Origin of the sequence: Streptomyces sp. NRRL B-24085, assembly GCF_001282115.1 — a bacterium.
Classification (GTDB): Bacteria; Actinomycetota; Actinomycetes; order Streptomycetales; family Streptomycetaceae; genus Streptomyces.
This window is the reverse complement of the sequence record NZ_LJBR01000265.1, coordinates 1-24,547: the sequence shown is the minus strand read 5'-3', so window position 1 is coordinate 24,547 and position 24,547 is coordinate 1. Positions and strand designations below refer to the sequence as shown.

General features: G+C 72.9%; 27 protein-coding genes and 1 tRNA gene. 12 read left to right on the top strand and 16 right to left on the bottom strand.

The annotated features are described in order from the left end of the window. The first annotated feature begins 3 nt into the window (after window positions 1-3). The 5 genes from AOJ26_RS27160 (at window position 4) to AOJ26_RS27140 (ending at window position 3,732) form a co-directional block, all read left to right on the top strand. Window positions 4-1,197 carry a glycine C-acetyltransferase gene (locus AOJ26_RS27160; protein ID WP_053850986.1) on the top strand — a complete coding sequence of 398 codons (1,194 nt, stop codon included), beginning with the start codon at window positions 4-6 and terminating at the stop codon, window positions 1,195-1,197. Window positions 1,198-1,225: 28 nt separating this feature from the next. Continuing rightward, on the top strand, window positions 1,226-2,128 hold the full coding sequence (locus AOJ26_RS27155; protein WP_053850985.1) for a LysR family transcriptional regulator: 903 nt from the start codon (window positions 1,226-1,228) through the stop codon (window positions 2,126-2,128). Window positions 2,129-2,236: 108 nt separating this feature from the next. Beyond that, window positions 2,237-2,815, top strand: a complete 579-nt coding sequence (locus tag AOJ26_RS27150; RefSeq protein WP_053850984.1) for a helix-turn-helix domain-containing protein — start codon at window positions 2,237-2,239, stop codon at window positions 2,813-2,815. Next, window positions 2,812-3,345, top strand: a complete 534-nt coding sequence (locus AOJ26_RS27145; RefSeq protein WP_053850983.1) for a GNAT family N-acetyltransferase — start codon at window positions 2,812-2,814, stop codon at window positions 3,343-3,345. The genes AOJ26_RS27150 and AOJ26_RS27145 overlap by 4 nt, the downstream gene beginning before the upstream one ends. Before the next feature lie 30 nt (window positions 3,346-3,375). Continuing rightward, a complete protein-coding gene (locus AOJ26_RS27140) occupies window positions 3,376-3,732 on the top strand; it encodes an MmcQ/YjbR family DNA-binding protein (RefSeq protein ID WP_053850982.1) in 357 nt (118 codons plus the stop codon). Here the strand turns inward: AOJ26_RS27140 and AOJ26_RS27135 are convergent. Next, window positions 3,722-4,621, bottom strand: a complete 900-nt coding sequence (locus tag AOJ26_RS27135) for a transketolase family protein (protein WP_053850981.1) — start codon at window positions 4,619-4,621, stop codon at window positions 3,722-3,724. The genes AOJ26_RS27140 and AOJ26_RS27135 overlap by 11 nt on opposite strands. Window positions 4,622-4,652: 31 nt before the next feature. Continuing rightward, complete coding sequence (locus AOJ26_RS27130) at window positions 4,653-5,360, bottom strand: transketolase (RefSeq protein WP_053850980.1); 708 nt, start codon at window positions 5,358-5,360, stop codon at window positions 4,653-4,655. Window positions 5,361-5,487: 127 nt separating this feature from the next. Here AOJ26_RS27130 and AOJ26_RS27125 point away from each other — a divergent pair. Further along, window positions 5,488-5,561, top strand: a tRNA-Pro gene (locus AOJ26_RS27125). Window positions 5,562-5,686: 125 nt separating this feature from the next. Here AOJ26_RS27125 and AOJ26_RS27120 read toward each other — a convergent pair. From AOJ26_RS27120 to glyA, 7 genes are all read right to left on the bottom strand, one after another. Continuing rightward, window positions 5,687-6,583 (bottom strand): alpha/beta fold hydrolase, encoded by an 897-nt coding sequence (locus AOJ26_RS27120; RefSeq protein WP_078960043.1) that lies wholly within the window; start codon window positions 6,581-6,583, stop codon window positions 5,687-5,689. Window positions 6,584-6,692: 109 nt separating this feature from the next. After that, on the bottom strand, window positions 6,693-7,667 hold the full coding sequence (locus AOJ26_RS27115; protein ID WP_053850978.1) for an RNA polymerase sigma factor: 975 nt from the start codon (window positions 7,665-7,667) through the stop codon (window positions 6,693-6,695). Between the two features lie 111 nt (window positions 7,668-7,778). Continuing rightward, window positions 7,779-8,390 (bottom strand): sarcosine oxidase subunit gamma, encoded by a 612-nt coding sequence (locus AOJ26_RS27110; protein ID WP_053850977.1) that lies wholly within the window; start codon window positions 8,388-8,390, stop codon window positions 7,779-7,781. Next, entirely contained in the window at window positions 8,383-11,208 is a 2,826-nt protein-coding gene (locus AOJ26_RS27105) for a sarcosine oxidase subunit alpha family protein (RefSeq protein WP_053850976.1), read from the bottom strand. The genes AOJ26_RS27110 and AOJ26_RS27105 overlap by 8 nt, the downstream gene beginning before the upstream one ends. Continuing rightward, a complete protein-coding gene (locus AOJ26_RS27100; RefSeq protein WP_053850975.1) occupies window positions 11,205-11,486 on the bottom strand; it encodes a sarcosine oxidase subunit delta in 282 nt (93 codons plus the stop codon). The genes AOJ26_RS27105 and AOJ26_RS27100 overlap by 4 nt, the downstream gene beginning before the upstream one ends. 49 nt (window positions 11,487-11,535) lie before the next feature. Then, window positions 11,536-12,756, bottom strand: coding sequence for a sarcosine oxidase subunit beta family protein (locus AOJ26_RS27095; protein WP_053850974.1), 1,221 nt, complete (start codon window positions 12,754-12,756; stop codon window positions 11,536-11,538). Then, a complete protein-coding gene (gene glyA / locus AOJ26_RS27090; RefSeq protein WP_053850973.1) occupies window positions 12,753-14,078 on the bottom strand; it encodes a serine hydroxymethyltransferase in 1,326 nt (441 codons plus the stop codon). The genes AOJ26_RS27095 and glyA overlap by 4 nt, the downstream gene beginning before the upstream one ends. 95 nt (window positions 14,079-14,173) lie before the next feature. On the opposite strand from glyA, the gene AOJ26_RS27085 reads away from it, so the two are divergent. Beyond that, the gene (locus AOJ26_RS27085) at window positions 14,174-14,833 is read left to right on the top strand and encodes a GntR family transcriptional regulator (protein WP_053850972.1); all 660 of its coding nucleotides are present in this window, start codon (window positions 14,174-14,176) and stop codon (window positions 14,831-14,833) included. A 115-nt stretch (window positions 14,834-14,948) separates the two neighbouring features. On the opposite strand, the gene AOJ26_RS27080 is transcribed toward AOJ26_RS27085, so the two are convergent. Next, window positions 14,949-15,944: a glycoside hydrolase family 43 protein gene (locus AOJ26_RS27080; RefSeq protein WP_107092848.1), complete on the bottom strand. Its 996-nt coding sequence runs from the start codon at window positions 15,942-15,944 to the stop codon at window positions 14,949-14,951. Window positions 15,945-16,072: 128 nt separating this feature from the next. On the opposite strand from AOJ26_RS27080, the gene AOJ26_RS43005 reads away from it, so the two are divergent. Beyond that, window positions 16,073-16,729, top strand: a complete 657-nt coding sequence (locus AOJ26_RS43005; RefSeq protein ID WP_053850970.1) for a hypothetical protein — start codon at window positions 16,073-16,075, stop codon at window positions 16,727-16,729. A gap of 5 nt (window positions 16,730-16,734) precedes the next feature. On the opposite strand, the gene AOJ26_RS27070 is transcribed toward AOJ26_RS43005, so the two are convergent. Together AOJ26_RS27070 and AOJ26_RS27065 are read right to left on the bottom strand one after the other, a co-directional pair. Further along, the gene (locus AOJ26_RS27070) at window positions 16,735-17,022 is read right to left on the bottom strand and encodes a DUF1905 domain-containing protein (RefSeq protein WP_053850969.1); all 288 of its coding nucleotides are present in this window, start codon (window positions 17,020-17,022) and stop codon (window positions 16,735-16,737) included. Window positions 17,023-17,047: 25 nt separating this feature from the next. Continuing rightward, on the bottom strand, window positions 17,048-17,725 hold the full coding sequence (locus AOJ26_RS27065; RefSeq protein ID WP_373413179.1) for a TetR family transcriptional regulator: 678 nt from the start codon (window positions 17,723-17,725) through the stop codon (window positions 17,048-17,050). Between the two features lie 75 nt (window positions 17,726-17,800). Here AOJ26_RS27065 and AOJ26_RS27060 point away from each other — a divergent pair, with 75 nt between their 5' ends. From AOJ26_RS27060 to AOJ26_RS27050, 3 genes are all read left to right on the top strand, one after another. Further along, the gene (locus tag AOJ26_RS27060) at window positions 17,801-18,487 is read left to right on the top strand and encodes a class II aldolase/adducin family protein (protein ID WP_053850967.1); all 687 of its coding nucleotides are present in this window, start codon (window positions 17,801-17,803) and stop codon (window positions 18,485-18,487) included. Then, window positions 18,484-19,422 (top strand): carbohydrate kinase family protein, encoded by a 939-nt coding sequence (locus tag AOJ26_RS27055; protein WP_053850966.1) that lies wholly within the window; start codon window positions 18,484-18,486, stop codon window positions 19,420-19,422. Before AOJ26_RS27060 ends, AOJ26_RS27055 begins: the two co-directional genes overlap by 4 nt. A gap of 108 nt (window positions 19,423-19,530) precedes the next feature. After that, window positions 19,531-19,860, top strand: coding sequence for a DUF2218 domain-containing protein (locus tag AOJ26_RS27050; protein ID WP_053850965.1), 330 nt, complete (start codon window positions 19,531-19,533; stop codon window positions 19,858-19,860). A 19-nt stretch (window positions 19,861-19,879) separates the two neighbouring features. Here the strand turns inward: AOJ26_RS27050 and AOJ26_RS27045 are convergent, their stop codons facing one another. From AOJ26_RS27045 to AOJ26_RS27030, 4 genes are read right to left on the bottom strand one after another with little or no spacing between them, the layout of a single operon-like run. After that, on the bottom strand, window positions 19,880-20,416 hold the full coding sequence (locus tag AOJ26_RS27045; protein ID WP_086724257.1) for an NUDIX hydrolase family protein: 537 nt from the start codon (window positions 20,414-20,416) through the stop codon (window positions 19,880-19,882). A gap of 7 nt (window positions 20,417-20,423) precedes the next feature. Next, entirely contained in the window at window positions 20,424-21,602 is a 1,179-nt protein-coding gene (locus AOJ26_RS27040) for an amidohydrolase family protein (RefSeq protein ID WP_053850964.1), read from the bottom strand. 2 nt (window positions 21,603-21,604) lie between these two features. Further along, complete coding sequence (locus tag AOJ26_RS27035; protein WP_053850963.1) at window positions 21,605-23,008, bottom strand: glutamine synthetase family protein; 1,404 nt, start codon at window positions 23,006-23,008, stop codon at window positions 21,605-21,607. 40 nt (window positions 23,009-23,048) lie between these two features. Beyond that, window positions 23,049-23,861, bottom strand: a complete 813-nt coding sequence (locus AOJ26_RS27030) for an SAM-dependent methyltransferase (RefSeq protein WP_053850962.1) — start codon at window positions 23,859-23,861, stop codon at window positions 23,049-23,051. Between the two features lie 169 nt (window positions 23,862-24,030). Between AOJ26_RS27030 and AOJ26_RS27025 the strand changes: the two genes are divergently transcribed. Further along, window positions 24,031-24,474: a potassium channel family protein gene (locus tag AOJ26_RS27025; RefSeq protein WP_053850961.1), complete on the top strand. Its 444-nt coding sequence runs from the start codon at window positions 24,031-24,033 to the stop codon at window positions 24,472-24,474. Window positions 24,475-24,547: the final 73 nt, after the last annotated feature.

Sequence of the window (24,547 nt, the reverse complement as noted above, 5' to 3'; positions counted from 1 at the left end):
ACGATGTTCGACTCCGTGCGCGACGACCTGCGCGCCACCCTCGACGAGATCCGCGCCGCCGGACTGCACAAGCCCGAGCGTGTGATCGACACCCCGCAGTCGGCGACCGTGCACGTGTCCGCGGGCGGCCGCACCGGCGAGGTCCTGAACTTCTGCGCCAACAACTACCTGGGCCTCGCCGACCACCCCGAGGTGGTCGCCGCCGCCCACGAGGCACTGGACCGCTGGGGCTACGGCATGGCCTCGGTCCGCTTCATCTGCGGGACGCAGGAGGTGCACAAGGAGCTGGAGGCCCGGCTTTCCGCCTTCCTCGGCCAGGAAGACACGATCCTGTACTCCTCCTGCTTCGACGCCAACGGCGGTGTCTTCGAGACCCTGCTGGGCCCCGAGGACGCGGTGATCTCCGACGCCCTGAACCACGCGTCGATCATCGACGGCATTCGGCTGTCCAAGGCCCGCCGGTTCCGCTACGCCAACCGTGATCTGGCCGACCTGGAAAGGCAGTTGAAGGAGGCCGCGGGCGCCCGGCGCAAGCTGGTCGTCACCGACGGCGTCTTCTCGATGGACGGCTACGTGGCGCCGTTGGCGGAGATCTGCGACCTCGCCGACCGCTACGACGCCATGGTCATGGTCGACGACTCGCACGCGGTCGGCTTCGTCGGCCCCGGGGGCCGCGGCACCCCCGAGCTGCACGGCGTCATGGACCGCGTCGACATCATCACCGGCACCCTCGGCAAGGCACTCGGCGGCGCCTCCGGCGGCTACGTGGCCGCCCGCGCCGAGATCGTCGCCCTCCTGCGCCAGCGCTCCCGGCCGTACCTCTTCTCCAACACGCTCGCCCCGGTGATCGCCGCCGCCTCCCTGAAGGTGCTCGACCTGCTGGAGTCGGCGGACGACCTGCGGGTGCGGCTGCGCGAGAACACCGCCCTGTTCCGGCGCCGGATGACCGAGGAGGGCTTCGACGTCCTGCCCGGCGACCACGCCATCGCACCCGTGATGATCGGCGACGCGGCGAAGGCGGGACGCCTCGCGGAGCTGCTCCTGGAGCGGGGCGTGTACGTGATCGGCTTCTCGTACCCGGTGGTCCCGCAGGGACAGGCACGCATCCGGGTGCAGCTCTCGGCGGCCCACTCCACCGAGGACGTGAACCGGGCGGTGGACGCCTTCGTCGCGGCCCGGGCCGAGCTGGCGGAGTAAGTCCGGACCTGTTGCGATAATCGATCCCATGATCGAGGCACGGCGGCTCCACATCCTCCGTGCGGTGGCCGACCACCGCACGGTCACGGCGGCTGCCGCCGCGCTCTATCTCACGCCCTCCGCGGTCTCGCAGCAGCTCACGGCCCTGGAGCAGGAGACCGGCCACCGCCTGGTGGAGCGCGGCGCCAAGGGCGTACGGCTGACCCCCGCCGGTGAGATCCTGCTCAGCCACACCAACGCGGTCCTCGCCCAGCTGGAGCGGGCGGAGGCCGAGCTGGCCGCCTACAGCTCGGGCGCGGCCGGCACGGTCACCGTCGCCGCCTTCGCGACCGGGATCGCCCTGGTCGTGGCGCCCGCGGTGGCCCGGCTCGCCGCGACGGCACCCGGCATCCGCATCCGCGTCCAGGACGCCGAGGGCGACGCCAGCCTGCCGATGGTCCTGGACCGGCAGGTCGACGTGGCGGTAGCGGTGGAGTACCGCGGGGCCCCGCCCGCCGACGACCCGCGCCTCGCGCACGTGCCGCTGTACGCCGAGCCCTTCGACGCGGTCGTGCCGGTGAGCCACCGGCTGGCCGACGCGGGCGAGGTGCCGCTTGCGGAGCTCGCCAAGGACCCGTGGATCGGGCCCTACCCGGGCAACCCCTGCCACGACGTCGTGGTCCTCGCCTGCGAGCACGCCGGGTTCCAGCCACGCCTGGAGCACTCCTCGGACGACTTCCGCGCGGTGGTCGCCCTGGCCTCGGCGGACGCGGGAGTGGCACTGGTACCGCGTTCGGCGCTGATCGGGATGGACCTCACGGGAGTGGTCGTACGGCCCGTCGACGGGGTGGCCCCCACGCGCCGGGTCTTCGCGGCCGTACGGCGCGGAGCCGAGGAACACCCCCTGATCCGTCCCGTCCTCGACGCGCTCCGGTCCGTCTCCCAGGAGTAGGGAACAGCGAAGCGGGTGGTACGGGCGATGCCCGCGCTGGAGCCGACGCCCGCGGCGTTCGGTGGGAGGGGTAGCGGTCCGTCCCGTATCTGGGATAGCTTCCCGGATGTGAAACGTGATGGGTCCGGGCCCGACCCGGTCGACACCCGCCTCGGCCTTCGGCTCGCCGAGCTGCGGGCCGAACGGGGCTGGTCCCTGGGCGAGTTGGCCGAGCGCAGCGGAGTCAGCAAGTCCACCCTCTCCCGCGCCGAGCGGGCCGAGATCAGCCCCACGGCCTCGCTGCTCAACCAGTTGTGCGGGGTGTACGGGCGGACCATGTCCCAACTGCTGAGCGAGGTCGAGACCGAGCCCGCCCCGCTGGTGCGGGACGCCGACCAGCCGGTGTGGGAGGACCGGGCCTCCGGGTTCGTCCGGAGGTCCGTGTCGCCGCCGCACCCCGGACTGCGCGGTGAACTCGTCGAGGGACGGCTCGCCGCCGGCGCCGACATCGCCTACGACCGGCCGCCCGTACCCGGCCTTGAGCAGCACATCTGGGTCCTGGAGGGCACGCTCGACGTCACCGCCCAGGACGTCGGGCACCACCTCGGCACCGGGGACTGCCTGCGGCTGCGGGTGTGGGGCCCGACGCGCTTCCGATGCGCGGGCCCCGATGCGGCGCGGTACGTGCTGGCGGTGGTCCTGCCGTGATCATCAACCGCCTCGACGAGGACCAACTAGCCCATTACGCAGATGAGTTGGCGGAGCTTCTCGTCGACACCGTGGACGGCGGAGCCTCCGTCGGATTCCTCGCACCGATGGACCGCGCGGCGGCCGTCGCCTGGTGGAAGGAACGCGCCGGCGCGGTGGCCGCGGGGCGCGTGGCGGTGTGGGCGGCGCTCGACGGTCAGCGCGCGGTCGGCACCGTCGGCCTCGCCTTCCCCGACAAGCCCAACTCCCGGCACCGCGCGGAGCTGGTCAAGCTGATGGTGCACCGGGACGCGCGCGGGCACGGCCTCGGGCGCCGGCTCCTCGGCACCGCTGAGCACGCCGCCCGCTCGGCCGGCATCACCCTGCTCCACCTGGACACCGAGACCGACAGCCCCGCCGAGCGCCTCTACGGCTCGGCCGGCTGGACCCGCGCCGGCGTCATCCCCGACTACGCGGCGGACCCCGCCGGGGTGCTCCGGCCGACGACGCTCTACTACAAGCGGCTCACGGGCACCGCTCCGACCAGGTGATTGTCAGTGGCAGCCGCTACGGTGCCTGTCATGCCGGACGCCGAAGACGTACGCCGTGTCGCCCTGTCCCTCCCGGACACGACGGAGAAGATCGCCTGGAGCATGCCCACGTTCCGGGTCGCGGACAAGATGTTCGCCACGCTGCCCGAGGACGAGACCTCCATCGCCGTGCGCTGCCCCAAGGAGGAGCGCGACGAGCTGGTGCTGGCCGAGCCGGAGAAGTTCTGGATCGCCGACCACGAGGCGCAGTTCGCGTGGGTGCGTGCCCGGCTCGCGGCCATCGAGGACGAGGGCGAGCTGCAGGACATCCTCGCCGACTCCTGGCGGCAGGCGGCCCCGACCCGGCTGCTCGACGCCTACCCGGAGCTGGGGCTGCCTAGGGGGTGAGGAAGGCGCCGATCCGCTCCCGCAGCGACCGCGCGCCCAGCCCGTGCGCGCCGACGTGTTCCTCGATCGTGCCGTACCGCCGCAGCTCACGGCGGCCCACGCCCAGGCCCAGCACCCGGTGCGGCACGTCAGCCAGGGCGTCGTTCGCCGCCGCGGTCGAGGTGCCCGCCAGGTAGGGCTCGACCAGGACGACATCGGTGGTCGCCGCCCCGGTGGCCCGGCGCAGCGCGGCCGCGTCGAAGGGCCGTACGGTCGTCGCGTACAGGACGGTGACGTCGAGGCCGTCCGTGGCGGCGAGCACGTTGTCGAGCATCGGCCCGACGGCCACCACGACCCCGGAGCGTCCCTCGCGCACGGTGCGGAACCGCTCGCCGTCGACGGGGAGCGCCTCCCGGTTGGCCTGGAGGGACAGCCGTACGTACACCTTGTCGTCGCCCGCGGCGACGGCGTGCCGCAGCAGGGTCTCGGCCTCGTCGGGGTGGCCCGGCACATGGACGGTCCAGCCGTCGAGGGTGTCCAGCAGGGCCACGTCGCCGGGCGCCATGTGCGTGTATCCGCCCGCGGGCCAGTCGAAGGACGCGGCCGCGCTCACCAGGACCGCCCCCGTGTCCTGGTGTCCCAGGTCCAGCTTGACCTGCTCGAAGGGCCGCTCGACGAGGAAGCTGGCGAAGGTGTGCAGCACGGGCCGCAGCCCGGTCAGCGCCAGGCCGGCGCCCGCCCCGACGAGGAGCTGTTCGCGGATGCCGACGTTGACGACCCGGTCGGGATGCCGGCGGGCCGCCTCGGTGAAGCCGTCCCGGCCGATCTCGGCGAGGACGACCGCGACCCGGGGATCCTCGTCCAGCAGTCGCGAGACGACGGTGGTGAAACGCTCACGCATGGTGTCCATGGAGCGGTGAACCTCTCTCGGAATCGGATGCTCAGGCGGACTTCGGCTCGACGCGGGCCACCACCACGTGCGGCCGGCCCGGATGCGGCGCGGTGAAGGCGGCGTACAGCGCCTCGTGGTCACGGCCGTCCACGGTGACCGCGGACCAGCCGGCGGCCTCGAAACGGGCCGCGATTCCCCCGGGCCGGGCATGGCTGGCGGAGGCGTTGTCGACGACGACCGTGTGCAGACGGTCGAGCCCGGCGGGCCCGGCGAAGGCGATCGCCTCGTGGTTGCTGCCCTCGTCCAGCTCGGCGTCCCCGACCAGCACCCACACCCGCGGATCGTCGAGGCCCTGGGCGCGCAGCCCCAGCGCGGTGCCGACGCCGATCGGCAGCCCGTGGCCGAGCGAACCGCTGCCGATCTCGGCTCCCGGCACCAGTACGCGGTCCGGGTGGTGGCCGAGGGGCGAGTCGTACGAACCGAACCCGGGCAGCCAGTCCACGGGCAGGAACCCCTTCGCGGCCAGCACCGCGTAGTACGCCATCGGGCCGTGCCCCTTGGACAGCAGGAACCGGTCCCGCCCGGGGGCGTCGGGTCGCTCCGGGCGCACCCGCAGCACACGGTCGTAGAGCACCCACAGCACGTCCAGCGTGGACGTGGCCGCCGGTCCGTGCTTCTCGTCGCCCGTCATCAGCCCCATGAGCCGGGGCAGGTCGTCGTAGCCGTACCTCTGTCCGCGTTCCTCGGTGATCGTCATACCGACGATCGTGCAACCTCAACCAAAGTCGAGGTCAAGCGGAGAAAGGAGTGCGCGACCACCGACCCGAGTGCGGTATGGTTTCTCTGCACGTTCGGCCAGGGGAAAGCCCAGGTCAGACGGGCACCGGGACGTGGCGCAGCTTGGTAGCGCACTTGACTGGGGGTCAAGGGGTCGCAGGTTCAAATCCTGTCGTCCCGACGGTGCGAAAGGTCTTCGCAGGCGAGAGCCTGCGGGGGCCTTTTTTTCGTGTGCCTCCCCCGCCCGGGGACCACGTGCGTCGGCCCGACGAGGGGCCGACGCACGTCGCGACGTCCTGTCGGGGACTACACGGTGCCGGTCCGCAGGACGAAGTCGCGGACCGCTTCCGCGAACAGCTCGGGCTCCTCGACGTGTCCCATGTGCCCGCTGTTCTCGAGCACCAGCAGCCGCGAGTCGGGGATCAGCTCGTCCAGCTCGAACGCCCAGCGCGGGCCGCAGATGACGTCGTGCCGGCCCACGACGACCAGGGCGGGCGGCTCCAGGCCCGTCAGTGCGGTGCGGTCGTCGATCGCCTCGGGCACCAGGTCCTCGTCCAGGCCCGAGATGTACGTGGCCCGGACCGCGTCCCGGAACGGGGCCAGTCGCTCCTCGTCGCCCCAGTAGTCGGCGAAGTACGAGGGCAGCACACTGCGGGCGACCGCCACGGTCTGCTCGTCGCTGGAGATGTGGGCCATAGCGCCGAACGCGGCCAGTACGTCGGGCAGTCGGGGGTGGCCGGCGTGCCGCGCGGCGAACGCCTCCACCCGGCGGGCCGCCTCCGCGCCGTGTTCGGGACCGGTGACGGGCGCGCCCTCGTACAGCACGACACCCTTCACCTGCTCGGGCCGGTGCAGGGCGTGGTGGGCCGCCACGAACGCGCCGTGCGAATGCCCCAGCAGATGCACCCCGGGCACCCCGAGGCGGTTGATCAGCACCTGGAGGAAACGGCTGTAGCGCTCCCGGGTGTAGCCGTGCGGGTGCGAGGGCAGACGGCTGTCCTCCGCGGTGCCGACGGGCTCGACGTAGACCATCGTCAGGTGCTCCTCGAGAGCCGGCATGCGCAGGTACTCCCAGAAGATGCCGGGACCGCCCGGGTGCGCCACGCACACCGGGCCGCTGCCGTGGACGTGATAGCGCTGGACGATGCCGCCCGTCCGGTACGTGTGGGTACCGGGGGACAGGGGGTCGGTGTGGGTGTTCATCGGGATCTCCATGGGTCCGCGGGTGGCTGTGACACCGACAGGACGCACCGGAGGCCGAGAAGTCGTATCGACGGCCTGTGACCTGTGCCACTCTCTATGGCAGGCGGACTCAGGCCGCGGCGGGAGCGGGCGCGGCCTGGGGCCGGGCCGCGTGGTGGAGGCTGACACGGTCGAAGCGGCCACCGTCGAGGGACATGATCCAGGCGACACCGGGCGGACAGTGGTCGGGGGCGTCGGGCGGGTTGACCAGCTCCATCTCCCAGACGACCAGGGACCGTCCGGCCACCACGTGCACGGGCCGCTGGCGCACACCCGCCGACAGGTCGCCGTCCATCCCGGCGAGCATGAGGTCGGCCCCGCCCAGGCGGCGGCCGCCGGCCAGGAGCGACACCTCGGGGGAGTACCGGTCCCTGACCACCTTGGCGAACTCGCCGCGCTCGGCGGCCGCGAGCGTCGCACGCGCCTCCTGCCAGCTCGCCTCGGTACGGCGAGCCGCATCCCCGTGGGCGCCGGCCGCGGTGGCGGTGAGCGCCCGGGCGAGGGCGCGGCGCGCCTGGCCGAGCCGGCTGCGCACGGTGCCCACGGGAACCGCGCAGGCCTCCGCCACCTGCTGGTACGAGGTGATCCCGGTGGAGAAGTAGCGCAGCACGACCGGCAGCCGCAGGGCCGGGGACAAGGACTCGACGGCCTCCCACACCCAGTCCCGCAGCGCGTGGCTCTCCAGGACCTCCTCGGGAGACGACAGGGCGGTGTCGTACGGCCGCGTCGGCACCGTCGCCACGGGCTCGACCCGGCGGGAGGCGCGCAGCAGCGTCCGGCAGGCGTTGCGCACGACCATGCGCAGCCACGGCCCCACCGCCTCCGGGTCGCGGACGTCCACGATCCGGCGCAGCGCGACCAGGGCCGCCTCCTGGAGCACGTCGTCCACGTCCGGACCCGGCCCGAGCAGGCTGAGCGCCACCGCGCGCATCCCCGGCCGGTGCCGCTCCAGCAGCAGGGCCACAGCCGTCACGTCACCCGCCTGCGCGGCCCGGGTCAGTGCCGCGTCCCGCACCGGGCCGGCGTCCCCCGGTATCCCGCTCATCCCTTGCCCTCCCGGCCGTCACACCTGTCCGCCACGACCCTAACCGCGCGGGACACCTGGCGACCACGTGTGAGGGGGAGGGCACACGTGTGCGCGAACCTGCCGGTGTGTTCACGGCCGGCCGTACTCGCTCATCGCGTCGACGAGCCAGCGGGCCAGGTAGTCGGCGAACGACGACCGCGGCAGCAGACGGTAGGCCGGGGCGTCGTCGGTCTGCCACAGCAGCACCGCGACCGGACCGACCGTGGTCGACACCGCGCGGCCCGGGCCGAAGGCGCGGGGGTGCAGATCCAGCGGGCAGCCCTTCTCCAGCACCTCCCGGGCACAGGGGCCGCTCAGCTCCAGGGTGGTGCGGTTCGCCGACACGTCCACGACCGAACCGGGGTCGTCCCCGAGGGCCTCCCGCAGTTCCGCGGTCACGGTGCCGGCGTCGGTCCGGGACAGCACGAGCCACTCGTCGGGGCCCAGCCAGACCGCCGTACGGTCGCCTCGGGACGCGGTGTCGCCGCAGTGGCGGGGGAGCGGCGCCCCCAGTGCCGCCCCGATCCGGCCGGCCGCCGCCGATGCGGGGTCGACCCGTACGTTCACCATCGTGAGGAACGGCAGCTCGGCCAGCGTGACGCCCCGGGCGCCGGTGACGGCGGCGGCGCGCATCAGCTCCTCCAGGTGGGACAGGGGACTGGTGCGCAGGGCCACCGGGCCCGCTGTGCTCGGTTCAGCCATCTCGCCTGGTCCCTTCGGGGTCGTAGAGGACGAAGTCGGTCACCTCGACCGGCACCAGTGCCTCGCCCACCGGGGCGAGCAGGGTCTGGCCCTTCCTCGCCCGGCCGTCGGCGACCAGGGCGAGGGCGAAGGGGCGGCCGAGGGCCGGGCTGTGGTAGCTGGAGGTGACATGGCCGAGCATCGGCACCGGCACCTGCCCCAAGTCGACGTCGGGTGCGACGAGTTGGGTGCCCTCGGGCAGCCGGGTCGTGCGGTCGGCCGGGAGCAGGCCGACCAACTGCTTGCGGTCGGTGCGGGAGGTGTCGGCGCGGGCGAAGGACCGCTTGCCGATGAAGTCCTTCTGCCGGGAGACCACCCAGCCCATGCCCGCGTCCTGCGGGGTGACCGTCCCGTCGGTGTCCTGGCCGACGATGATGTAGCCCTTCTCGGCGCGCAGGACGTGCATCGCCTCGGTGCCGTACGGGGTGATGCCGTACGGCCTGCCGACCGCGTCCACCTCCTCCCAGACCGAAAGGCCGTACCAGGCCGAGACGTTGATCTCGTAGGCCAGCTCGCCGGAGAAGGAGATCCGGCAGATCCGGGCCGGAACACCGGAGGCCAGGGTCGTCTCGCGGAAGGCCATGAACGGGAAGGCCTCGTTCGACAGGTCGACGTCCGGGGCGAGATGGGCGACGACCGCGCGTGACTGCGGGCCCACGACGGCGATCGTGGCCCACTGCTCGGTCACCGAGGTGCAGTGCACGTCGAGTTCGGGCCACTCGGTCTGGAGCCACTCCTCCAGCCAGTCCAGGACGTTCGCGGCGCCGCCGGTCGACGTGGTCATGAAGTAGCGGTCGTCGTCGAGGCGGAGCGTCACACCGTCGTCGAAGATCATGCCGTCGGGCTTGCACATCACGCCGTAGCGGCCCGTGCCGGGCTTCAGCTTCTTGAAGGCGTTGGTGTAGATCCGGTTGAGGAACTCGCCCGCGTCCGCGCCCCGGATCTCGATCTTGCCGAGGGTGGAGGCGTCCATGAACGCCACCCCCTCCCGGGCCGCCCGGCACTCGCGCGCCACGGCCGCGTCCATGTCCTCACCGGCCTGCGGGTAGTACCGGGGGCGCTTCCACTGTCCGACGTCCTCGAACTCCGCGCCGTGCGCCACATGCCAGCCGTGGATCGAGGTGGTCCGCTCCGGGTCGAACAGCGCGCCCCGTTCCCGCCCCGCCAGGGCGGCGAAGGCGATCGGCGTGTACGGCGCCCGGTAGGCCGTGGTGCCGATCTCGCCCGGGGAACCGCCGAGGGCCTCGGCGATCACCCCGATCGCGTTGACCCCGGACGTCTTGCCCTGGTCGTTCGCCGTGCCGAGCGAGGTGTACCGCTTGACGTGCTCGACGCCGCGCATCCCGGCACCGGTGGAGCGCCAGACGTCGGCGACCGTCACATCGCGCTGGAGATCGACGAAGTGGCTGTCCCACGTGCCGGGTTCGCCCTCGGGGGCGGGCACCAGCCACAGGGCGCGCGTCGGAGCGGGCGCGCGCCGTGGGCTCTCGGCCGGCACGGGCACCGGGAAGCCGGCCGCCGTCGCCGCCAGCGCTCCGGCCCGCGCCCCCTCGGCCAGACAGCCGCCGAGGTCGTACGTCCCCCGGGCCGCCCCCACGACCTGCTGGTCCCGTACGGTCCCGTCCGGCACGAACGCGACGAGGTCCGCGTCCCAGCGCAGCCTGCCCTGGCGCTGCGAGTGCAGGTGCACCACCGGGCTCCAGCCGCCCGACACGGCGAGCAGGTCGCAGTCGAACGACCGGGCCGCGCCCGTCGGCCGGCCCTCGGCGTCGAGTCCCTGGACGGTGACCGCGGTCAGCCGGTGCTCGCCCGCCGTGTCCACCACGGTACTGCCGGTCAGGACCCGCACTCCGGTCTCCGCGGACACCTCGGCGGCCCGCTCGGACAGTTCGGGACGCGCGTCCACGACGACGGCCACGGGGATCCCGGCCGCGCACAGACCGGCGACCGTGTCGTAGGCGCTGTCGTTGGTCGTGGCCACCACGGCCCGCGAACCCGGCGCCACGGCGTACCGGTCGAGGTAGGTGCGCACGGCCCCGGCGAGCATCACGCCGGGCCGGTCGTTGCCCGCGAAGACCAGCGGGCGTTCGTGCGCGCCGGTCGCGAGCACGACCTGGCGCGCCCGGATGTGCCACAGCCGCTGCCGCGAGACCCCCTCGGGGGCGTCCGCGCCGAGGTGGTCGGTGCGCCGCTCGAGCGCCAGCACGTAGTTGTCGTCGTACGACCCGAAGGCCGTGGTCCGGTGCAGTACGACGGCCTCGGGCGCGGCGTCGAGGGCCGCGCGCAGTTCCTCCGCCCCCTCCCAGGAGTCCGGCCCGGGCCGCTCGTCGACGAGGTGCACGCGGGCGCCGGAGGCGGCGGCAGCGGAGGCCGCCGCGAGGCCCGCCGGTCCGGCGCCGACGACCAGCACGTCGGTGTGCACGTACTTCTTGTCGTAGACAGCGGGGTCCGGGGTGGGGTCGAGCCGGCCCATCCCGGAGAGCGTGGTCGCGGACAGCCCGTCGTACAGCTCGACGGTGGTGGCCGGGAGCATGCCCTCCGAGCACGAACCGCCCAGCTGCACCAGGGCGTTCGGCTCCTCGACGCCCGCGGCGACGATGCCGCGCGGGCGGCCGCGGTAGAGCGAGGGGGCGACCTCGATCAGGCCGTTCGCCAGCATCGCCGAGGCGAGTGTGTCGCCGGGGTGACCGCTCGACTCCCGTCCGTCGACGGTGAATCGCAGCAGGGTGCCGCGGTCGATCCGGCCACCTCGCGGCAGCCGGAAGCGCTGGTCGGTCATCGGTTCCCTCCGGGGCGGGGCTCGTCGGGCCGGTACGAGGTCAGCACCTCGTGGGTGGCGGTGTCGCGCAGGACGTTGAACCAGCGGCGGCAGCCGATGCTGTGCATCCACCGCTCCGCGAAGGGGCCCTTGGGGTTGTCGCGGTAGAAGACGTACTCGGCCCACTGCTCGTCGCTGAGGTCGGCGGGGGAGTCCGGGTAGGGGACGTGGGCCTGTCCGCCGTAGCGGTACTCCGTCTCGTTCCGCGGCCCGCACCAGGGGCAGGTGATCAGCAGCACGGCGTTCTCCTCAATGCCTCAATGCCTCGATGCCTCAGGGCCTCGGTGCTCAGTGGGCCACGGCCGCGGCGCCGTGCTCGTCGATCAACGCGCCGGTCGTGAAGCGGTCGAGGGCGAAGGGGGCGTTCAGCGGATGCGGCTCGCCCGTGGCGATGGTGTGCGCGAAGGTCCAGCCGGCCGCCGGAGTGGCCTTGAAACCCCCCGTGCCCCAGCCGCAGTTGACGTAGAGGTCCGCGAGGGGAGTGCGGCCGATGATCGGCGAGGCGTCCGGGGTGACGTCGACGATGCCGCCCCAGGTCCGCAGCACATGGGCCCTCGCGAAGATCGGGAAGAGCTCGACGGCGGCGGCCATCTGCTGCTCGATCACATGGAACGAACCGCGCTGACCGTAGCCGTTGTACGAGTCGACGCCCGCGCCCATCACCAGCTCGCCCTTGTGGGCCTGGGAGACGTAGACGTGCACGTGGTTCGACATGACGACGGTCGGGTGCACCGGCTCGTGCAGCTCGGAGACCAGCGCCTGGAGCGGATGGGACTGCACCGGCAGCCGGATGCCCGCCCGCTCGGCCAGCACGCTGCTGTGTCCGGCGGCCGCGAGACCGACCCGGCCGGCGTGGATGCAGCCGCGGTTCGTCTCCACGCCCACCACCCGGTCGCCGTCCTTCAGGAAACCGGTGACCTCGCAGCCCTGGATCAGGTCCACGCCCAGCTCGTCCGCGCGGCGGGCCAGCGCCCAGGCGACGTGGTCGTGCTTGGCGATGCCGGCCCGCGGCTGGAAGGTGGCGCCGAGGACCGGGTACCGGGTGCGGGGCGAGACGTTGAGGATGGGACAGACCTTGGCGACCTCGTCCGGCTCCAGCCACTCGGCGTCGACCCCGTTGAGGCGGTTGGCGCCCACGCGGCGCATGCCCTCGCGGACGTCCTGGAGGGTGTGCGCGAGGTTCAGGACACCGCGCTGGCTGAACAGGAAGTCGTAGTCCAGCTCCTCCGGCAGCCGCTCCCACAGCTTCAGGGCGTGCTCGTAGATCGCCGCGCTCTCGTCCCAGAGGTAGTTGGAGCGGATGATCGTGGTGTTGCGGGCCATGTTGCCGCCCGCGAGCCAGCCCTTCTCCAGGACGGCCACCTTGGTGATGCCGTGGTTCCTGGCGAGGTAGTAGGCGGTGGCGAGGCCGTGGCCGCCGGCGCCGACGACGACGACGTCGTACGACCGCTTCGGGTCGGGGTTGCGCCAGAGGAAGTCCGGGTGCTCCGGCAGCGGTTCGGCGGTCATGCCGCGCCTCCGTCGAGGTGGGGGTAGAGGGGGAAGGCGGCGGCCAGCTTCCCGACCCGGGCGCGCAGGTCGTCCTCGGGGCGTTCGCCCTTCAGGGTCTCGGCGATGACGTCGGCGACCTCGCGGAACTCCGTCTCGCCGAAGCCGCGGGTGGCGAGGGCGGGCGTGCCGATCCGCAGGCCCGACGACACCATCGGCGGGCGGGGGTCGAACGGCACGGCGTTGCGGTTCACGGTGATGCCGATGCGGTGCAGCCGGTCCTCGGCCTGCTTCCCGTCGAGCTCGGACCTCCTGAGGTCGACGAGGACCAGGTGGACCTCGGTGCCGCCGGTCAGGACGGTGATCCCGGCCTCCGCCACGTCGTCGGCCAGCAGCCGGCCGGCGAGGATCTTCGCGCCCCGCAGCGTGCGCCGCTGGCGTTCCTTGAACTCCTCGCCCGCCGCGACCTTGAAGGCCACCGCTTTCGCCGCGATCACGTGCTGGAGCGGGCCGCCCTGCTGACCCGGGAAGACCGCCGAGTTGATCTTCTTGGCCAGGCCGGCGCGGCTGAGGACGACACCGCCGCGCGGGCCGCCGAGGGTCTTGTGGGTGGTGGTCGTGACGACGTCGGCGTACGGCACCGGGTTCGGGTGCAGTCCCGCGGCGACCAGCCCCGCGAAGTGCGCCATGTCCACCATCAGGTACGCGCCCACCGCGTCGGCGATCCGGCGGAAAGCGGCGAAGTCGAGCTGCCGGGGGTAGGCCGACCAGCCCGCGACGATCATCTTCGGCCGGTGCGCGAGGGCGAGCCGTTCGACCTCGTCCATGTCGACGCGCAGGTCGGACTCGCGGACGTGGTACGGCACGACGTCGTACAGCCTGCCCGAGTAGTTGAGGCGCATCCCGTGGGTCAGGTGGCCGCCGTGCGCGAGGTCGAGGCCGAGGATCGTGTCACCGGGCTGGAGCAGGGCGAACATCGCGGCCGCGTTGGCCTGGGCGCCCGAGTGCGGCTGCACGTTCGCGGCCTCGGCGCCGAAGAGCTCCTTCACCCGGGCGATCGCCAACTGCTCGACCACGTCGACGTGTTCGCAGCCGCCGTAGTAGCGGCGGCCCGGGTAGCCCTCGGCGTACTTGTTGGTCAGGACCGAGCCCTGGGCCTCCAGCACGGCGGCCGGGGCGAAGTTCTCCGAGGCGATCATCTCCAGCGTGGACTGCTGGCGGTGCAGCTCGGCGGCCACGGCGGTGGCGACGTCCGGGTCGAGTTCAGCGAGGGGGAGGGAGAGCGGGGAGGCGGGCGAGGTCGGCGTGGTGAGCGGCGAGGTGGGCGGCGTACTCGTTGCCATCTGTGCACCATCCTGGGAGCCGTCTAATGGGCAACTGATATATCAGCCTGTGCGGTAAGGTATGGGAGCTCGCCGCACAGGTCAAGGGGGCATCCATGCAGCAGGTCGCGACCGGGATCGAGGAGCTGTCGCTCGCCGAGCGCGCGTACCGCGCCATCCGGGACCGGCTCGTCATGCTGGAGATCCGGCCGGGCGCGCCGATCAACGAGGAACAGCTCGGGCAGTCCCTCGGCGTCGGACGCACACCCGTGCGCGAGGCGCTCAAACGGCTCCAGTACGAGCGGCTGATCACCACCTACCCCCGGCGCGGCACCTTCGCCACCGAGGTCAACATCACCGACCTCGTCCACATCTCCGAGGTGCGCCAGGAGCTGGAACCCCTGGCAGCGGCACAGGCCGCGCGGCGCGCCACGGCCGCCGACCGCGCCGACCTGACGGAGCTGCGGCGCGAACTCGAGTCCGCCGGAGCGCCCGGACGGGACTCCGCCCAGCTCATGCACCTGGACCTCCAGGTGCACCGCGCCATCTACACGGCCACGCACAACCCGTACCTGGAGGACACCCTCGTCCGCCACGACAACCTCGCCACCCGCATCTGGTGCCTGTTCGTGGACCGGCTCTCGGACATGGCCGGCCATGTCGAGGAGCACGGCCCGCTGATCGACGCGATCGTCTCGGGCGACGCGGACCGGGCGGCACGGCTGGCCCGCAGCCACGTCGAGGGTTTCGAACAGGCGATCCGCCAGGCCATGTGAGACGGGCCGGCCGCCGCACGGAGTTCCGCGGTGCGTTCCGCCGGCACGCGGGGTTCGCACCGCCCCGGCACCGCCGGACGGGGCCGGGTGACCACCACCGCGCGCAACGCCCGCCTCAGGTGCCGACCCGGTCGCCGTCGAGGTCGGTGCGCTGCCGCAGCACCCGCAGCTCGTCACCCTCGATCCGCATCTCGTACAGCTTCCCGCGGGCGTTCTCGAAGGGGCGGTGGAGGATCATCATCAGCCGGCCGTCGAAGGCCCGGAACAGCATGCCGTGCCCGCTGTCGTCCCGGACCAGCGGCCGGCGCTGCTCCCAGGGGCCGGTCAGCGCACCGGACCTGGAGACGGCGTAGGTCTGCACGTACCCGCCGCTGACGGTGCCGTCGGGGCCGGCCGTGTTCTTCTCGTACGTCGACCACAGCATGAGGAGGGCGCCGTCAGGGGTGCGGTGGAGCTGCGGGCCGTCGGTGACGTAGGGCGCGAGCTGGTGCGGGACGCCCGCGGGGATCTGCTCACCGAGCCAGGACGCGTCCGACGCCTTGAACAGGAAGACGGGCTCGCCGAGCGTCCGGGTCAGATCGGGGGCCAGCCGGACGGCCTCCATCGTCCCGTCGACGGTCTGGAGCCACTCGTGCGCGTACACCATCCAGGGCTGCCCGTCCGGATCGACGTGGAGCGTGCCGTCCAGGGTCATGAGCCCCGCGGGCGGAGTGGGCCCGGACGGGTCGACGACGGTGAAGGGACCGAGCAGCGAGTCGGACACGGCGGTCACGGTGCCGCGCGCGTGGTTCGGCAGCGCGAAGGGCGTGCCCCAGCGCCCGGCGGGCGGCACCGGCAGCACCCGGCCCTCGTCGTGCAGGGTGGTGAACAGGTAGTACCTGCCGTCCCAGGGGTGCACCTCCGGCGCCCAGCCGCCGTCCCGTGCCCAGATCCCGTCCTGCTCGGCCGTCCGGAACACCACGACGGGCCGTGTCCAGTCCCGCAGGTCCCGGCTGCGGTAGACCATCGTCCCGACGCCCTCCACACCCGACACGGACGGCTCGTTGGACGTGTACAGGTGGTAGGTCCGTGTCTCCTCGTCCGCGACGACGAACGGATCGTGCAACGGCATGTCGGGTAGCCGCAGGGGCTCGGTGTCGGTCACGGCCGAACGATACGGGGCCGTTCGGGACCGGCTGCCGGGCTGGCCCCGGGGGAAAAGCGTTCGGGCGCCGAAGCGTCGTCTGGCACGCTGGGCCGGTGCTGCTCAAGCTGACGGGTTCCAGCTGTTCCGGCAAGTCCACGCTCGCCCTGGCCGCGGCCGACCGGTTCCCGGGGATCGCCGTGCACGACTTCGACGAGATCGGTGTACCCGACCACCCCGGGCCGCACTGGCGGCACCGCGCGACCGAGTGGTGGGTGCGGCGCGCGCTGGAGTACCAGGACCGCGGGACCGATCTCCTGCTGACCGGGCAGTCGCCGCTGGGCGAGGTGCTGGCCGTGCCGTCCGCGCCGCTGCTGGACGGGATCGCCGTATGCCTGGTCGACGTCGACGACGACACCCGGCGTGCCAGGCTCGCCCGGCGGGACCCCGGCCGGTGGGACGCCCCGGCGGTCGACGCCTTTCTCGGCTGGGCCGCCTGGCACCGGGGGCACGCCCGTGACCCCCGGCACCTGCCCGAGGCCGTCGTCGAGGGCGGCTGGCCGGAGATGGTCTGGCACCGCTGGACGTCATGGGCCGCCGACGACCCGCGCTGGCACACCCACCTGGTCGACACGACCGACCAGCGGGCCACGGCCTCCGCGGAAGCGGTGGTGCGCTGGGTGAGCGCACAGCGGGAAGCACACCGGTCCGGACGGCTCGCCCTGAGCCGGGGCTGGACGGATGCCGGCGGTGCCCGGTCCGCGTCCCGGTGACCGGGTCAGAAGCGGACCGTCATCTCGACGCTCACGTCGTCCCCCGCGTCGAGCCCCTGCGGCACCCGCACCGCGTTCTTCAGGGGCAGCAGATAGCCGCCGTCCTTCGGGAACAGGGAGGTCGTGAAGGCGACCCCGCCGATCCGGGCCTCGACCGGGATCACGCCCCAGCCGTAGGTGGCCGTGCGGGCCACCTCGCCGATGTCGGCGGACTCCTGGTCGGGAACCGGCACGAAGTAGTAGGGGGCCGGGCCCCGCCATTCGATCACCCGGCCGGTGAAGGCGAGTTGCACGAGACCCCCTCTTGTCCCGACGACGTCAGGACAGTCTGTACCGCGCCGCGATGTCCGTGAGATAGCCGCGCAGCAGGATCTTCGCCTCCTCCAGGAGTGCCGCGTCCCCCTTGGTGTCCCGGCGGAACGCCTCCTGGGCGAGGGCGTCCGCGGCCAGGAGCGCGGCGTGGCAGACGCGGGCGAGGGTCTCGTCGTCCTCGGCGAGGTGCAGCGCGAGCAGGACACGGCGGATCCCGTCGGCCATCCGGTGCTTGTGCTCGCGGTCCGCGGCCCGGGTCCGCTCGGTCAGCCCGCTGCCGAACCACAGAGCGCGGAAGCCGTGTTCGGTGCGGTAGATCTCGGCGTACACGTCGACGAGGACACCCACCGGGTCCTCCCAGCGTTCGACGGCCGCCGCCTCCACCAGCGCGTCCATCGCCGCTTCGAGCTTAGCGAAGTAGCCGGCCGCGAGCGCCTCGATGATCGCCCCGCGGTCGGGCAGGTACTGGTACAGCGAGCCGACCGACACCCGCGCCTCGGACGCGATCCGGGTCGTGGTGAGCGACTCGACGCCCTCCTCCACCAGGATGCGCTCCGCGGCTTCGAGCACCCTGGCCAACCGGGCCCGGCTGCGGGCCTGTTGGGGAGTGCGGCGCAGGGAGGCGAGCCATGCGTCCGGGTCGGTGCCCGGGACGGACTCAGCCACGGGACGACCCCCGCTCATCCACGCGACGACCTCACGCGACGACCTCCGAACCTGAACGTGACTTTGTTTCAGGTTTAGGTTAGCGTCGCGCGCATGACCGACTCAAGCCCGGCGCTGAGCGAGGAGCGGGCCGCCGTGGCGGACGCCTGCCGCCGTCTGGGGGCCGAGGGACTGCTCATCGGTACGGCGGGGAACGTCAGCGTCCGCGTCGAGGACCGCGTGGCGATCACCGCGACCGGAGCGGTCCTCGCCGAGCTCACCCCGGACCAGGTGACCGTCGTCGACCTCGACGGGGAGATCGTGGCCGGCGGCCTCCTGCCGACCTCAGAACTCGACCTGCACCTGGGTGTCTACCGCCGCTACGGCACCGGCGCGGTCGTGCACACGCACGCCCCGATGGCCACCGCCCTCTCCCTCGTCCTCGACGAACTGCCCTGCGTCCACTACCAGTTGCTGGCCCTCGGCGGCACCGTCCGGGTCGCCCCCTACGCCACCTTCGGCACCCCGGAACTCGCCGAGTCGGTGCTCACCGCGCTGGAGGGCCGGGGCGCCGCCCTGATGGCCAACCACGGGGCCGTCACCCACGCCCCGACCCTCGACAAGGCGGTCGAGCACGCACTGCTCCTGGAGTGGGCCTGCGGTGTCTACCAGCGCGCCGCCGCCCTGGGACAGCCCCGCTTCCTCGACGAACAGCAGCAGATCGCGGTGATCGAGGCAGCCCTCGCCCGCAACTACGGCACCACGCAATCCGCACCATCCCCACAGGAGGGAACCCGATGAAGGCGCAGAACGTCGTCACCATGGGCGTGCACGTGCTGGACGTCCTGGTCCGGCCGGTCGAGGAGATACCCGAGGGACAGGGCGCGACGCTCGTCGAGGACATCCGCATGACCGCCGCCGGCACGGCCGCGGGCACCGCCCTCACCCTCGCCAAGCTGGGCGCCTCGGTGCGCACCGCCGGCGCGATCGGCGCCGACCCGACGGGCGACCTGCTCACGGCCCTTCTCGACAAGGCGGGGATCGACACCTCGCTGCTCGTCCGCCGGATCGACACCTCCACCTCCGCGACGGTCCTGCCCATCCGCCCCAACGGCGACCGCCCCACCCTCCACCTGCTCGGCGCCAACATCACCTACGGCCTCGACGACGTGCCCTGGGACGCGGTCGCCGAGGCGAGCCACCTGCACCTCGGCGGACCCGAGCTGATCGGCGCCGACGTCGCCGCCCGCATCCTGGCGCACGCCAAGGAGCACGGCGTGGTCACCTCGGTGGACCTCCTCGCGCCGGGCGAGCTCGGCACCTTCGACCAGATCGAACCGCTGCTGCCGTACGTCGACTTCCTCCTCCCCAACGAGGACCAGGTCCTCGGCTTCAGCGAGGAACAGGACGTCGTCACCGGCGCGAAGAGGTTCCTGGTCGGCGGGGTGGGCCTGGTCGCGGTCACCCGCGGCGGCGACGGCGCCCTCCTGGTGACCGCCTCGGGCACGGAGACGGTGCCGGCCTTCGAGGCCGAGGTCGTCGACACCACCGGCTGCGGCGACGCCTTCTCGGCGGGCTTCCTGCGCGGGATGAGCCTGGACCGCACGCCACGCGAGGCGGCGGTCCTGGGCTGTGCCGCGGCGGCGCTGGTGGCACAGGGCCTGGGCAGCGACCACGGCGACTTCGACCTGGCGGAGGCCGACGAGTTCTCCATGACCAGCAGGACCCGCTCCTAGGCCGCAGCCCTGCCCTGCGATGTGCGAGGGGCGCGGAACGAACCCGGTGCGGCCGGTGTTGCGGCAGCATCGGGTCCGTAACGCGCCACCGCACTCCTGGGAGTTCCCATGCCCCGCTCCGAAGCCCGCGTCGCCACCGACCGCCCGCACCGCTACGCCAAGCAGCTCGCCTCGCACCTCGGGCGCCGCAGCGAGACCACGTGGGACGAGGAGCGCGGTGAGGGCAGCCTGCTCTTCCAGAACGGAGGCAAGGGCTCCCTCACCGCCACCGACGGCGCGCTGCTGCTGACGCTGGAGACGGACTCCGAGCACCTCGATCTGCTGGAGGGCGTCGTCGGCAGCCACCTGGTCCGCTTCGGCAGCAAGGACGAACTCGTCGTCCAGTGGACCCGGGACGGCGGCGCGCCCGGCACGACCCAGCGCAAGGAGACCGACTGACCGGGGACGGAGGGGGGCCTCAGACCGCGCAGCCCACGTGGGCCAGCGCCTGCTTGAGCAGCACTCCGTGACCGCCGGGCATCTCGCTCGCCACCGCCGGCGACAGGGCCTCCTGGGGGCTGAACCACACCAGGTCCAGGGCGTCCTGCCGGGGCCGGCAGTCGCCGGTCACCGGGACCACGTAGGCGAGGGAGACCGCGTGCTGGCGCGGGTCGTGGTAGGGCGTGATGCCCTGCGTGGGGAAGTACTCCGCCACCGTGAACGGCTGGAGCGAGGACGGGATCCGGGGCAGCGCCACGGGCCCCAGGTCCTTCTCCAGGTGCCGCAGCAGGGCGTCCCGGACCCGCTCGTGGTGCAGAACGCGGCCGGAGACCAGAGTCCGGCTGACCGTTCCGTCGGGTCCGATGCGCAGCAGCAGGCCGACGCTGGTGACTTCGCCGCTGTCGTCGACGCGCACGGGCACGGCCTCGACGTACAGGATGGGCATCCGGGCGCGCGCCTGCTCGAGATCGTCGGCGCTCAGCCAGCCGGGCGTGGTTTCGGTCAAGTCAGACATTGCTAGATCATACTTTCCGGGGACGGGGGTGCTGAGTCGCACCCGCCTGGTGGGACGGGGACGGGGCGGGAAGTCCGTAGAGGCGGCGGGCGTTGTCCCCGCTCGTCCAGGCCGCGATGCGCAGCGCGTCGGGCAGGCTGAGTTCGTCGGCGTCCACCCGCTCCTGGAGCAGCCCGGCGAGGCCCTGCCGGAAGGAGAGCGCGCCGAGCAGATGGAATTCGGCCACTCCGTAGGCGTCGGAGCTGTACAGCAGCTTGCGGAACGGCGTGATCTCCAGCGCCTCCGCCAGGACCGCCCGGGACCGCGCGGGGCCGACGTGGTGCAGGGTCAGGCCCACGTCCAGGTACACCTGCTCGAACACCGCGGCGAGGTAGGCGGCCTGCCGCTGGTACGGCCAGCAGTGCAGCAGCAGGACCGGGACCGTGCCCGCGGTCAGGTGCAGCCAGTCCGTGAGGTGGGCCGGATCCACCCGGTGCATCCGGATGTCGCTGTCACCGAACCCGGTGTGCAGCTGGAGCGGCAGCCCGAGCTCCACGGCGGTCCACAGCAGATGCCGTACGAGGACGGGATCGGCCAGCCGCCCGCCGCGCGCGAACCAGGCGGCGGCGGCCCGGGTGACCTCCGCGCCCGAGGGGCGCGCCGGGTCCAGGTCGAAACCGGTGCGGTAGGCGGCGACGGACTTGACGGCCACCACGTCCGGACGCCCCACGGCCTCCAGGGCGGCCGCCCGGAACGCGTCGGCGTACCCCGACGGCTCCACGCCCCGCGCGGCCACCGCCTCCGCGACAGCCTCCAGCCGTACGACCTCGTAGGCCGTCCCGTCCGCGAGCGCGGCCAGTTCCCCGGGCGAGGTGATGCGGTCCGGCGTGTACCCGGTGTCGACGCAGAACACGTCCGTGCCCGCGGCGGTCAGGAAGCGGCGGTTGACCTCGTGCGGGCCGAGTTCGGCACGGCGGGCCAGGTAGGTGTCGGGCGGCGCGTGGCGGGGGAGGTCCAGCAGGGGTGCGCAGTGCCGGCGGACCGCCACACCGACGGGAGTGTCGAAGGAAGAGATCCCGGGCCAGGCCTCGCCCTCGGTGAGCAGTGACTCGAAGCCCGCCCGGTCGAGCGCGCCGGTGACGACACCGTGGCAGTGGTGGTCCACCAGCCGGGCGGCGGCGAGGGCCTCGTGGACGAGTCCGCCCATGATCAGTACTTCCAGCGGTACGCCGCCGCGATCTGCTCGTCGTCCAGGTCGGCCACGGAGTCGCTCTCCCCGAAGCGCACCGCGACCACGGCGTCCGCGAGGACCGGCCCCAGCGCCGCCCGCAGCTGCTCGTCGGCGCGGAAGGCCCGGACCGCCTGGGACAGGGAGGTCGGCAGCCGGCGTACACCCAGGGCGGCGGCCCGGTCGGCGGCGAGCAGGGCCGGATCGCCGGTGACCTCCCCGGGCAGGGGCAGGGCCGAGGTCAGTCCGTCGAGCCCGGCGGCGATCAGACCGGTGAGCGCGAGATACGGGTTCGCGGCCAGGTCCACCGGCTTCAGCTCCAGGTTGGCGGCCCGGTCCGTCAGGCCCGCGGTGCCGGTGACGATCCGGACGGCAGCCTCCCGGGTCTCCCGGCCCCAGGCGGTGAACACCCCCGCCCACTGCGAGGGCTTCAGGCGCAGATAGCTGGCCGGGCTCGGCGCGGTCAGGGCGGCCAGCGCGTGCAGGTGGGCGAGGACACCGGCGACGAACCACTCGGCCTCGCGCGTCATGCCGTACCGGCCCTTGCCGCCCGAGTGCAGGTTCACGCCGTCGCGCCAGGCGGAGAGATGGAGGTGGCCGCCGTTGCCGACGCCCTCGGCGAGGACCGCCGGGGAGAAGGAGACGACGAGTCCGTGCCGCTGGGCGACCGCCCGGATCGTCTGCCGCACCAGGACGCTGACGTCGGCCGCCGCCACCGGGTCCAGGGCACCCGTCGAGATCTCGAACTGCCCGGCCGCGTACTCGGGATGCAGCTGCTCGACCTCGACGCCCTGCTCGGCGCAGGCAGCCAGCACGTCGGCCGCGTAGTCGCTCAGCTCCACCTGCCGGGTGGCGCCGTACGCCGGTCCCGACACGGCGGGCACGAAGTCGCCCTCCGCCGCCGGGCCCCGGCCCACCGCCCACTCGATCTCGATGCCCGCCTCGAAGGTGATCCCGTGCCGCTCGGCGGCCGCCGTGACGATCCGCCGCAGGACCGTGCGGGAGCAGCCCGGGTGGCGCTCGCCCTCCTGGGTGATCCGGTCCACCGGCGCCCACGCCCAGCCGGGCTGCGCGGCCAACACCACGAGCCGGTCGAGGTCGGGGTACAGGCGCAGATCGCCGTCGGGGGAGCCCAGGGTGTCGGTGGTGACGATGGAGTCGTTCGCCAGGAAGGTGTCGAACACCGGCGACATGCCCACGCCCCAGGCCGCGGCCGAGGGCAGCTTCGCCGTCGGGATCGTCTTCACCCGGCAGATGCCCGCGGTGTCGACATAGGCCAGGACCACACCGTGCACGCCCTTCGCGGACAGCTCCTCGCTCAGTGCGGTGGCCCGGTCCACGTCCCCGGGACGGCCTCCGGGGACGGGGTCGGCAAGGGTGGTCATACGTCCTCCACGACGACGGGCTCGGCCGGACGGTCCCGCGTCAGGGTTTCACGGCCACCGCGCCGTACTGCGGTACCACGGCGGGGGAGTCGGAGCCGGCACGCCACTGCGAGCAGGAGACCAGGCCCGGTTCGAGGAGGTCGAGCCCCTCGAAGAACGCGGCGATGTCCGCGCCGCTGCGGGCCGTGATCGGCGGAGTGGCGTTCTCGTTCCAGAACTTCATGGCCGGGATCTGGCCCTCGCCGCCGACTTCGCTGTCGAACGTGGGGTGGGTCAGCGCCAGATGGCTGCCGGCGGGCATCGCGGCCATGATCTCGCGCGCGATCCTGCGCGCCTCGTCGGTGTCGAGCACGAAGTTGAGGATGCCGAGCATCATCACCGCGACCGGCTTGCTGAAGTCCAGTGTCCGCGCGGCCCGTTCGAGGATGGCGGCCGGGTCGTGGACGTCGGCGTCGATGTAGTCGGTGACACCCTCGTGCGTGCTGGTCAGCAGGGTGCGCGCGTGGACCAGGACGATCGGGTCGTTGTCGACGTAGACGATCCGCGCGTCGGGCGCGATGCGCTGGGCGATCTCGTGGGTGTTGTCCACCGTCGGCAGCCCGGTGCCCACGTCGAGGAACTGCCGGATGCCCTGCTCCTCGGCGAGGAAGCGCACCGAGCGGCCCAGGAACCAGCGGTCCGCGCGGGCGATCTCCCGGATGACCGGGAACATCCCGGCCACGTGGTCGCCGACCCGCTGGTCGACCTCGTAGTGGTCCTTGCCGCCGATCCAGTAGTTCCACACGCGCGCGTTGTGCGCCACACCTGTGTTCAGCCTCGCCGACGCACCCGACGGGGTGTGGCTCTCGCTCACGACTGTGCTCCTTCTCGCCCCTGCGACCCTTGCCGCCATTGTGCCGTCCGATGATCAGCTTGTCCCGGAAACCGCGACGCGAACGCCCTGTCCGAGGTGCCGGGCGCCCTCCCGGCGGCGACACTGGCCCGGTACGCCCGCCCCCGCCCGCGGACTTCGAGGAGTGCGCATGCTGCCCGGATTCCTCGCCAAGGTCGTCGACCTGATGCTCGGCCGGCAGGGCCGCCCGCTCCATCTGAAGGCGGCGGGCGGCGCGACCCTCGTCCTTCTCGCGGTGATGCTCACCGGTTCCTGGGCGGTGGTCGTCGCCGAGGAGGGCGCGCGGGGCGCCGACCTGACCTCGTACCCGAAGGCCCTGTGGTGGTCGGTGGAGACGGCGACGACCGTCGGCTACGGCGACTTCTACCCCGTGACCTGGTGGGGCCGCTTGGTCGGCACGGTGGTCATGGTCGTCGGGATCACGACCTACGGCATGGTCACGGCGGCGCTCGCCACCTGGTTCGTGGCGCGGGAGCAGAAGCGGCGACACCATGTGGCTGCCGAGACGCTGCATGCCCTGCACGAGCGGTTCGACCGGCTGGAGGAGCTGGTGGCGGCGAAGAAGAAGGGGTGACCCGGCTCTCCGGCCGCGCTGTGAAAAGCGTGGGCCCGGAGTCCGTGCACCCCCCTGCCCGCCCCCTCCACCC

What these genes read in the sequence shown, in the direction of transcription:
- AOJ26_RS27135 (WP_053850981.1), bottom strand. Translation starts at nt 4,621, where the DNA reads ATGGACACCATGCGTGAGCGTTTCACCACCGTCGTCTCGCGACTGCTG.
- AOJ26_RS27160 (WP_053850986.1), top strand. Translation starts at nt 4, where the DNA reads ATGTTCGACTCCGTGCGCGACGACCTGCGCGCCACCCTCGACGAGATC.
- AOJ26_RS27050 (WP_053850965.1), top strand. Translation starts at nt 19,531, where the DNA reads ATGCCCCGCTCCGAAGCCCGCGTCGCCACCGACCGCCCGCACCGCTAC.
- AOJ26_RS27060 (WP_053850967.1), top strand. Translation starts at nt 17,801, where the DNA reads ATGACCGACTCAAGCCCGGCGCTGAGCGAGGAGCGGGCCGCCGTGGCG.
- AOJ26_RS27105 (WP_053850976.1), bottom strand. Translation starts at nt 11,208, where the DNA reads ATGACCGACCAGCGCTTCCGGCTGCCGCGAGGTGGCCGGATCGACCGC.
- AOJ26_RS27140 (WP_053850982.1), top strand. Translation starts at nt 3,376, where the DNA reads ATGCCGGACGCCGAAGACGTACGCCGTGTCGCCCTGTCCCTCCCGGAC.
- AOJ26_RS27095 (WP_053850974.1), bottom strand. Translation starts at nt 12,756, where the DNA reads ATGACCGCCGAACCGCTGCCGGAGCACCCGGACTTCCTCTGGCGCAAC.
- AOJ26_RS27035 (WP_053850963.1), bottom strand. Translation starts at nt 23,008, where the DNA reads ATGACCACCCTTGCCGACCCCGTCCCCGGAGGCCGTCCCGGGGACGTG.
- AOJ26_RS27120 (WP_078960043.1), bottom strand. Translation starts at nt 6,583, where the DNA reads ATGAACACCCACACCGACCCCCTGTCCCCCGGTACCCACACGTACCGG.
- AOJ26_RS27055 (WP_053850966.1), top strand. Translation starts at nt 18,484, where the DNA reads ATGAAGGCGCAGAACGTCGTCACCATGGGCGTGCACGTGCTGGACGTC.
- AOJ26_RS27025 (WP_053850961.1), top strand. Translation starts at nt 24,031, where the DNA reads ATGCTGCCCGGATTCCTCGCCAAGGTCGTCGACCTGATGCTCGGCCGG.
- AOJ26_RS27065 (WP_373413179.1), bottom strand. Translation starts at nt 17,725, where the DNA reads ATGAGCGGGGGTCGTCCCGTGGCTGAGTCCGTCCCGGGCACCGACCCG.
- AOJ26_RS27155 (WP_053850985.1), top strand. Translation starts at nt 1,226, where the DNA reads ATGATCGAGGCACGGCGGCTCCACATCCTCCGTGCGGTGGCCGACCAC.
- AOJ26_RS27085 (WP_053850972.1), top strand. Translation starts at nt 14,174, where the DNA reads ATGCAGCAGGTCGCGACCGGGATCGAGGAGCTGTCGCTCGCCGAGCGC.
- AOJ26_RS27110 (WP_053850977.1), bottom strand. Translation starts at nt 8,390, where the DNA reads ATGGCTGAACCGAGCACAGCGGGCCCGGTGGCCCTGCGCACCAGTCCC.
- AOJ26_RS27045 (WP_086724257.1), bottom strand. Translation starts at nt 20,416, where the DNA reads ATGTCTGACTTGACCGAAACCACGCCCGGCTGGCTGAGCGCCGACGAT.
- AOJ26_RS27080 (WP_107092848.1), bottom strand. Translation starts at nt 15,944, where the DNA reads ATGCCGTTGCACGATCCGTTCGTCGTCGCGGACGAGGAGACACGGACC.
- glyA (WP_053850973.1), bottom strand. Translation starts at nt 14,078, where the DNA reads ATGGCAACGAGTACGCCGCCCACCTCGCCGCTCACCACGCCGACCTCG.
- AOJ26_RS27115 (WP_053850978.1), bottom strand. Translation starts at nt 7,667, where the DNA reads ATGAGCGGGATACCGGGGGACGCCGGCCCGGTGCGGGACGCGGCACTG.
- AOJ26_RS27130 (WP_053850980.1), bottom strand. Translation starts at nt 5,360, where the DNA reads ATGACGATCACCGAGGAACGCGGACAGAGGTACGGCTACGACGACCTG.
- AOJ26_RS27040 (WP_053850964.1), bottom strand. Translation starts at nt 21,602, where the DNA reads ATGGGCGGACTCGTCCACGAGGCCCTCGCCGCCGCCCGGCTGGTGGAC.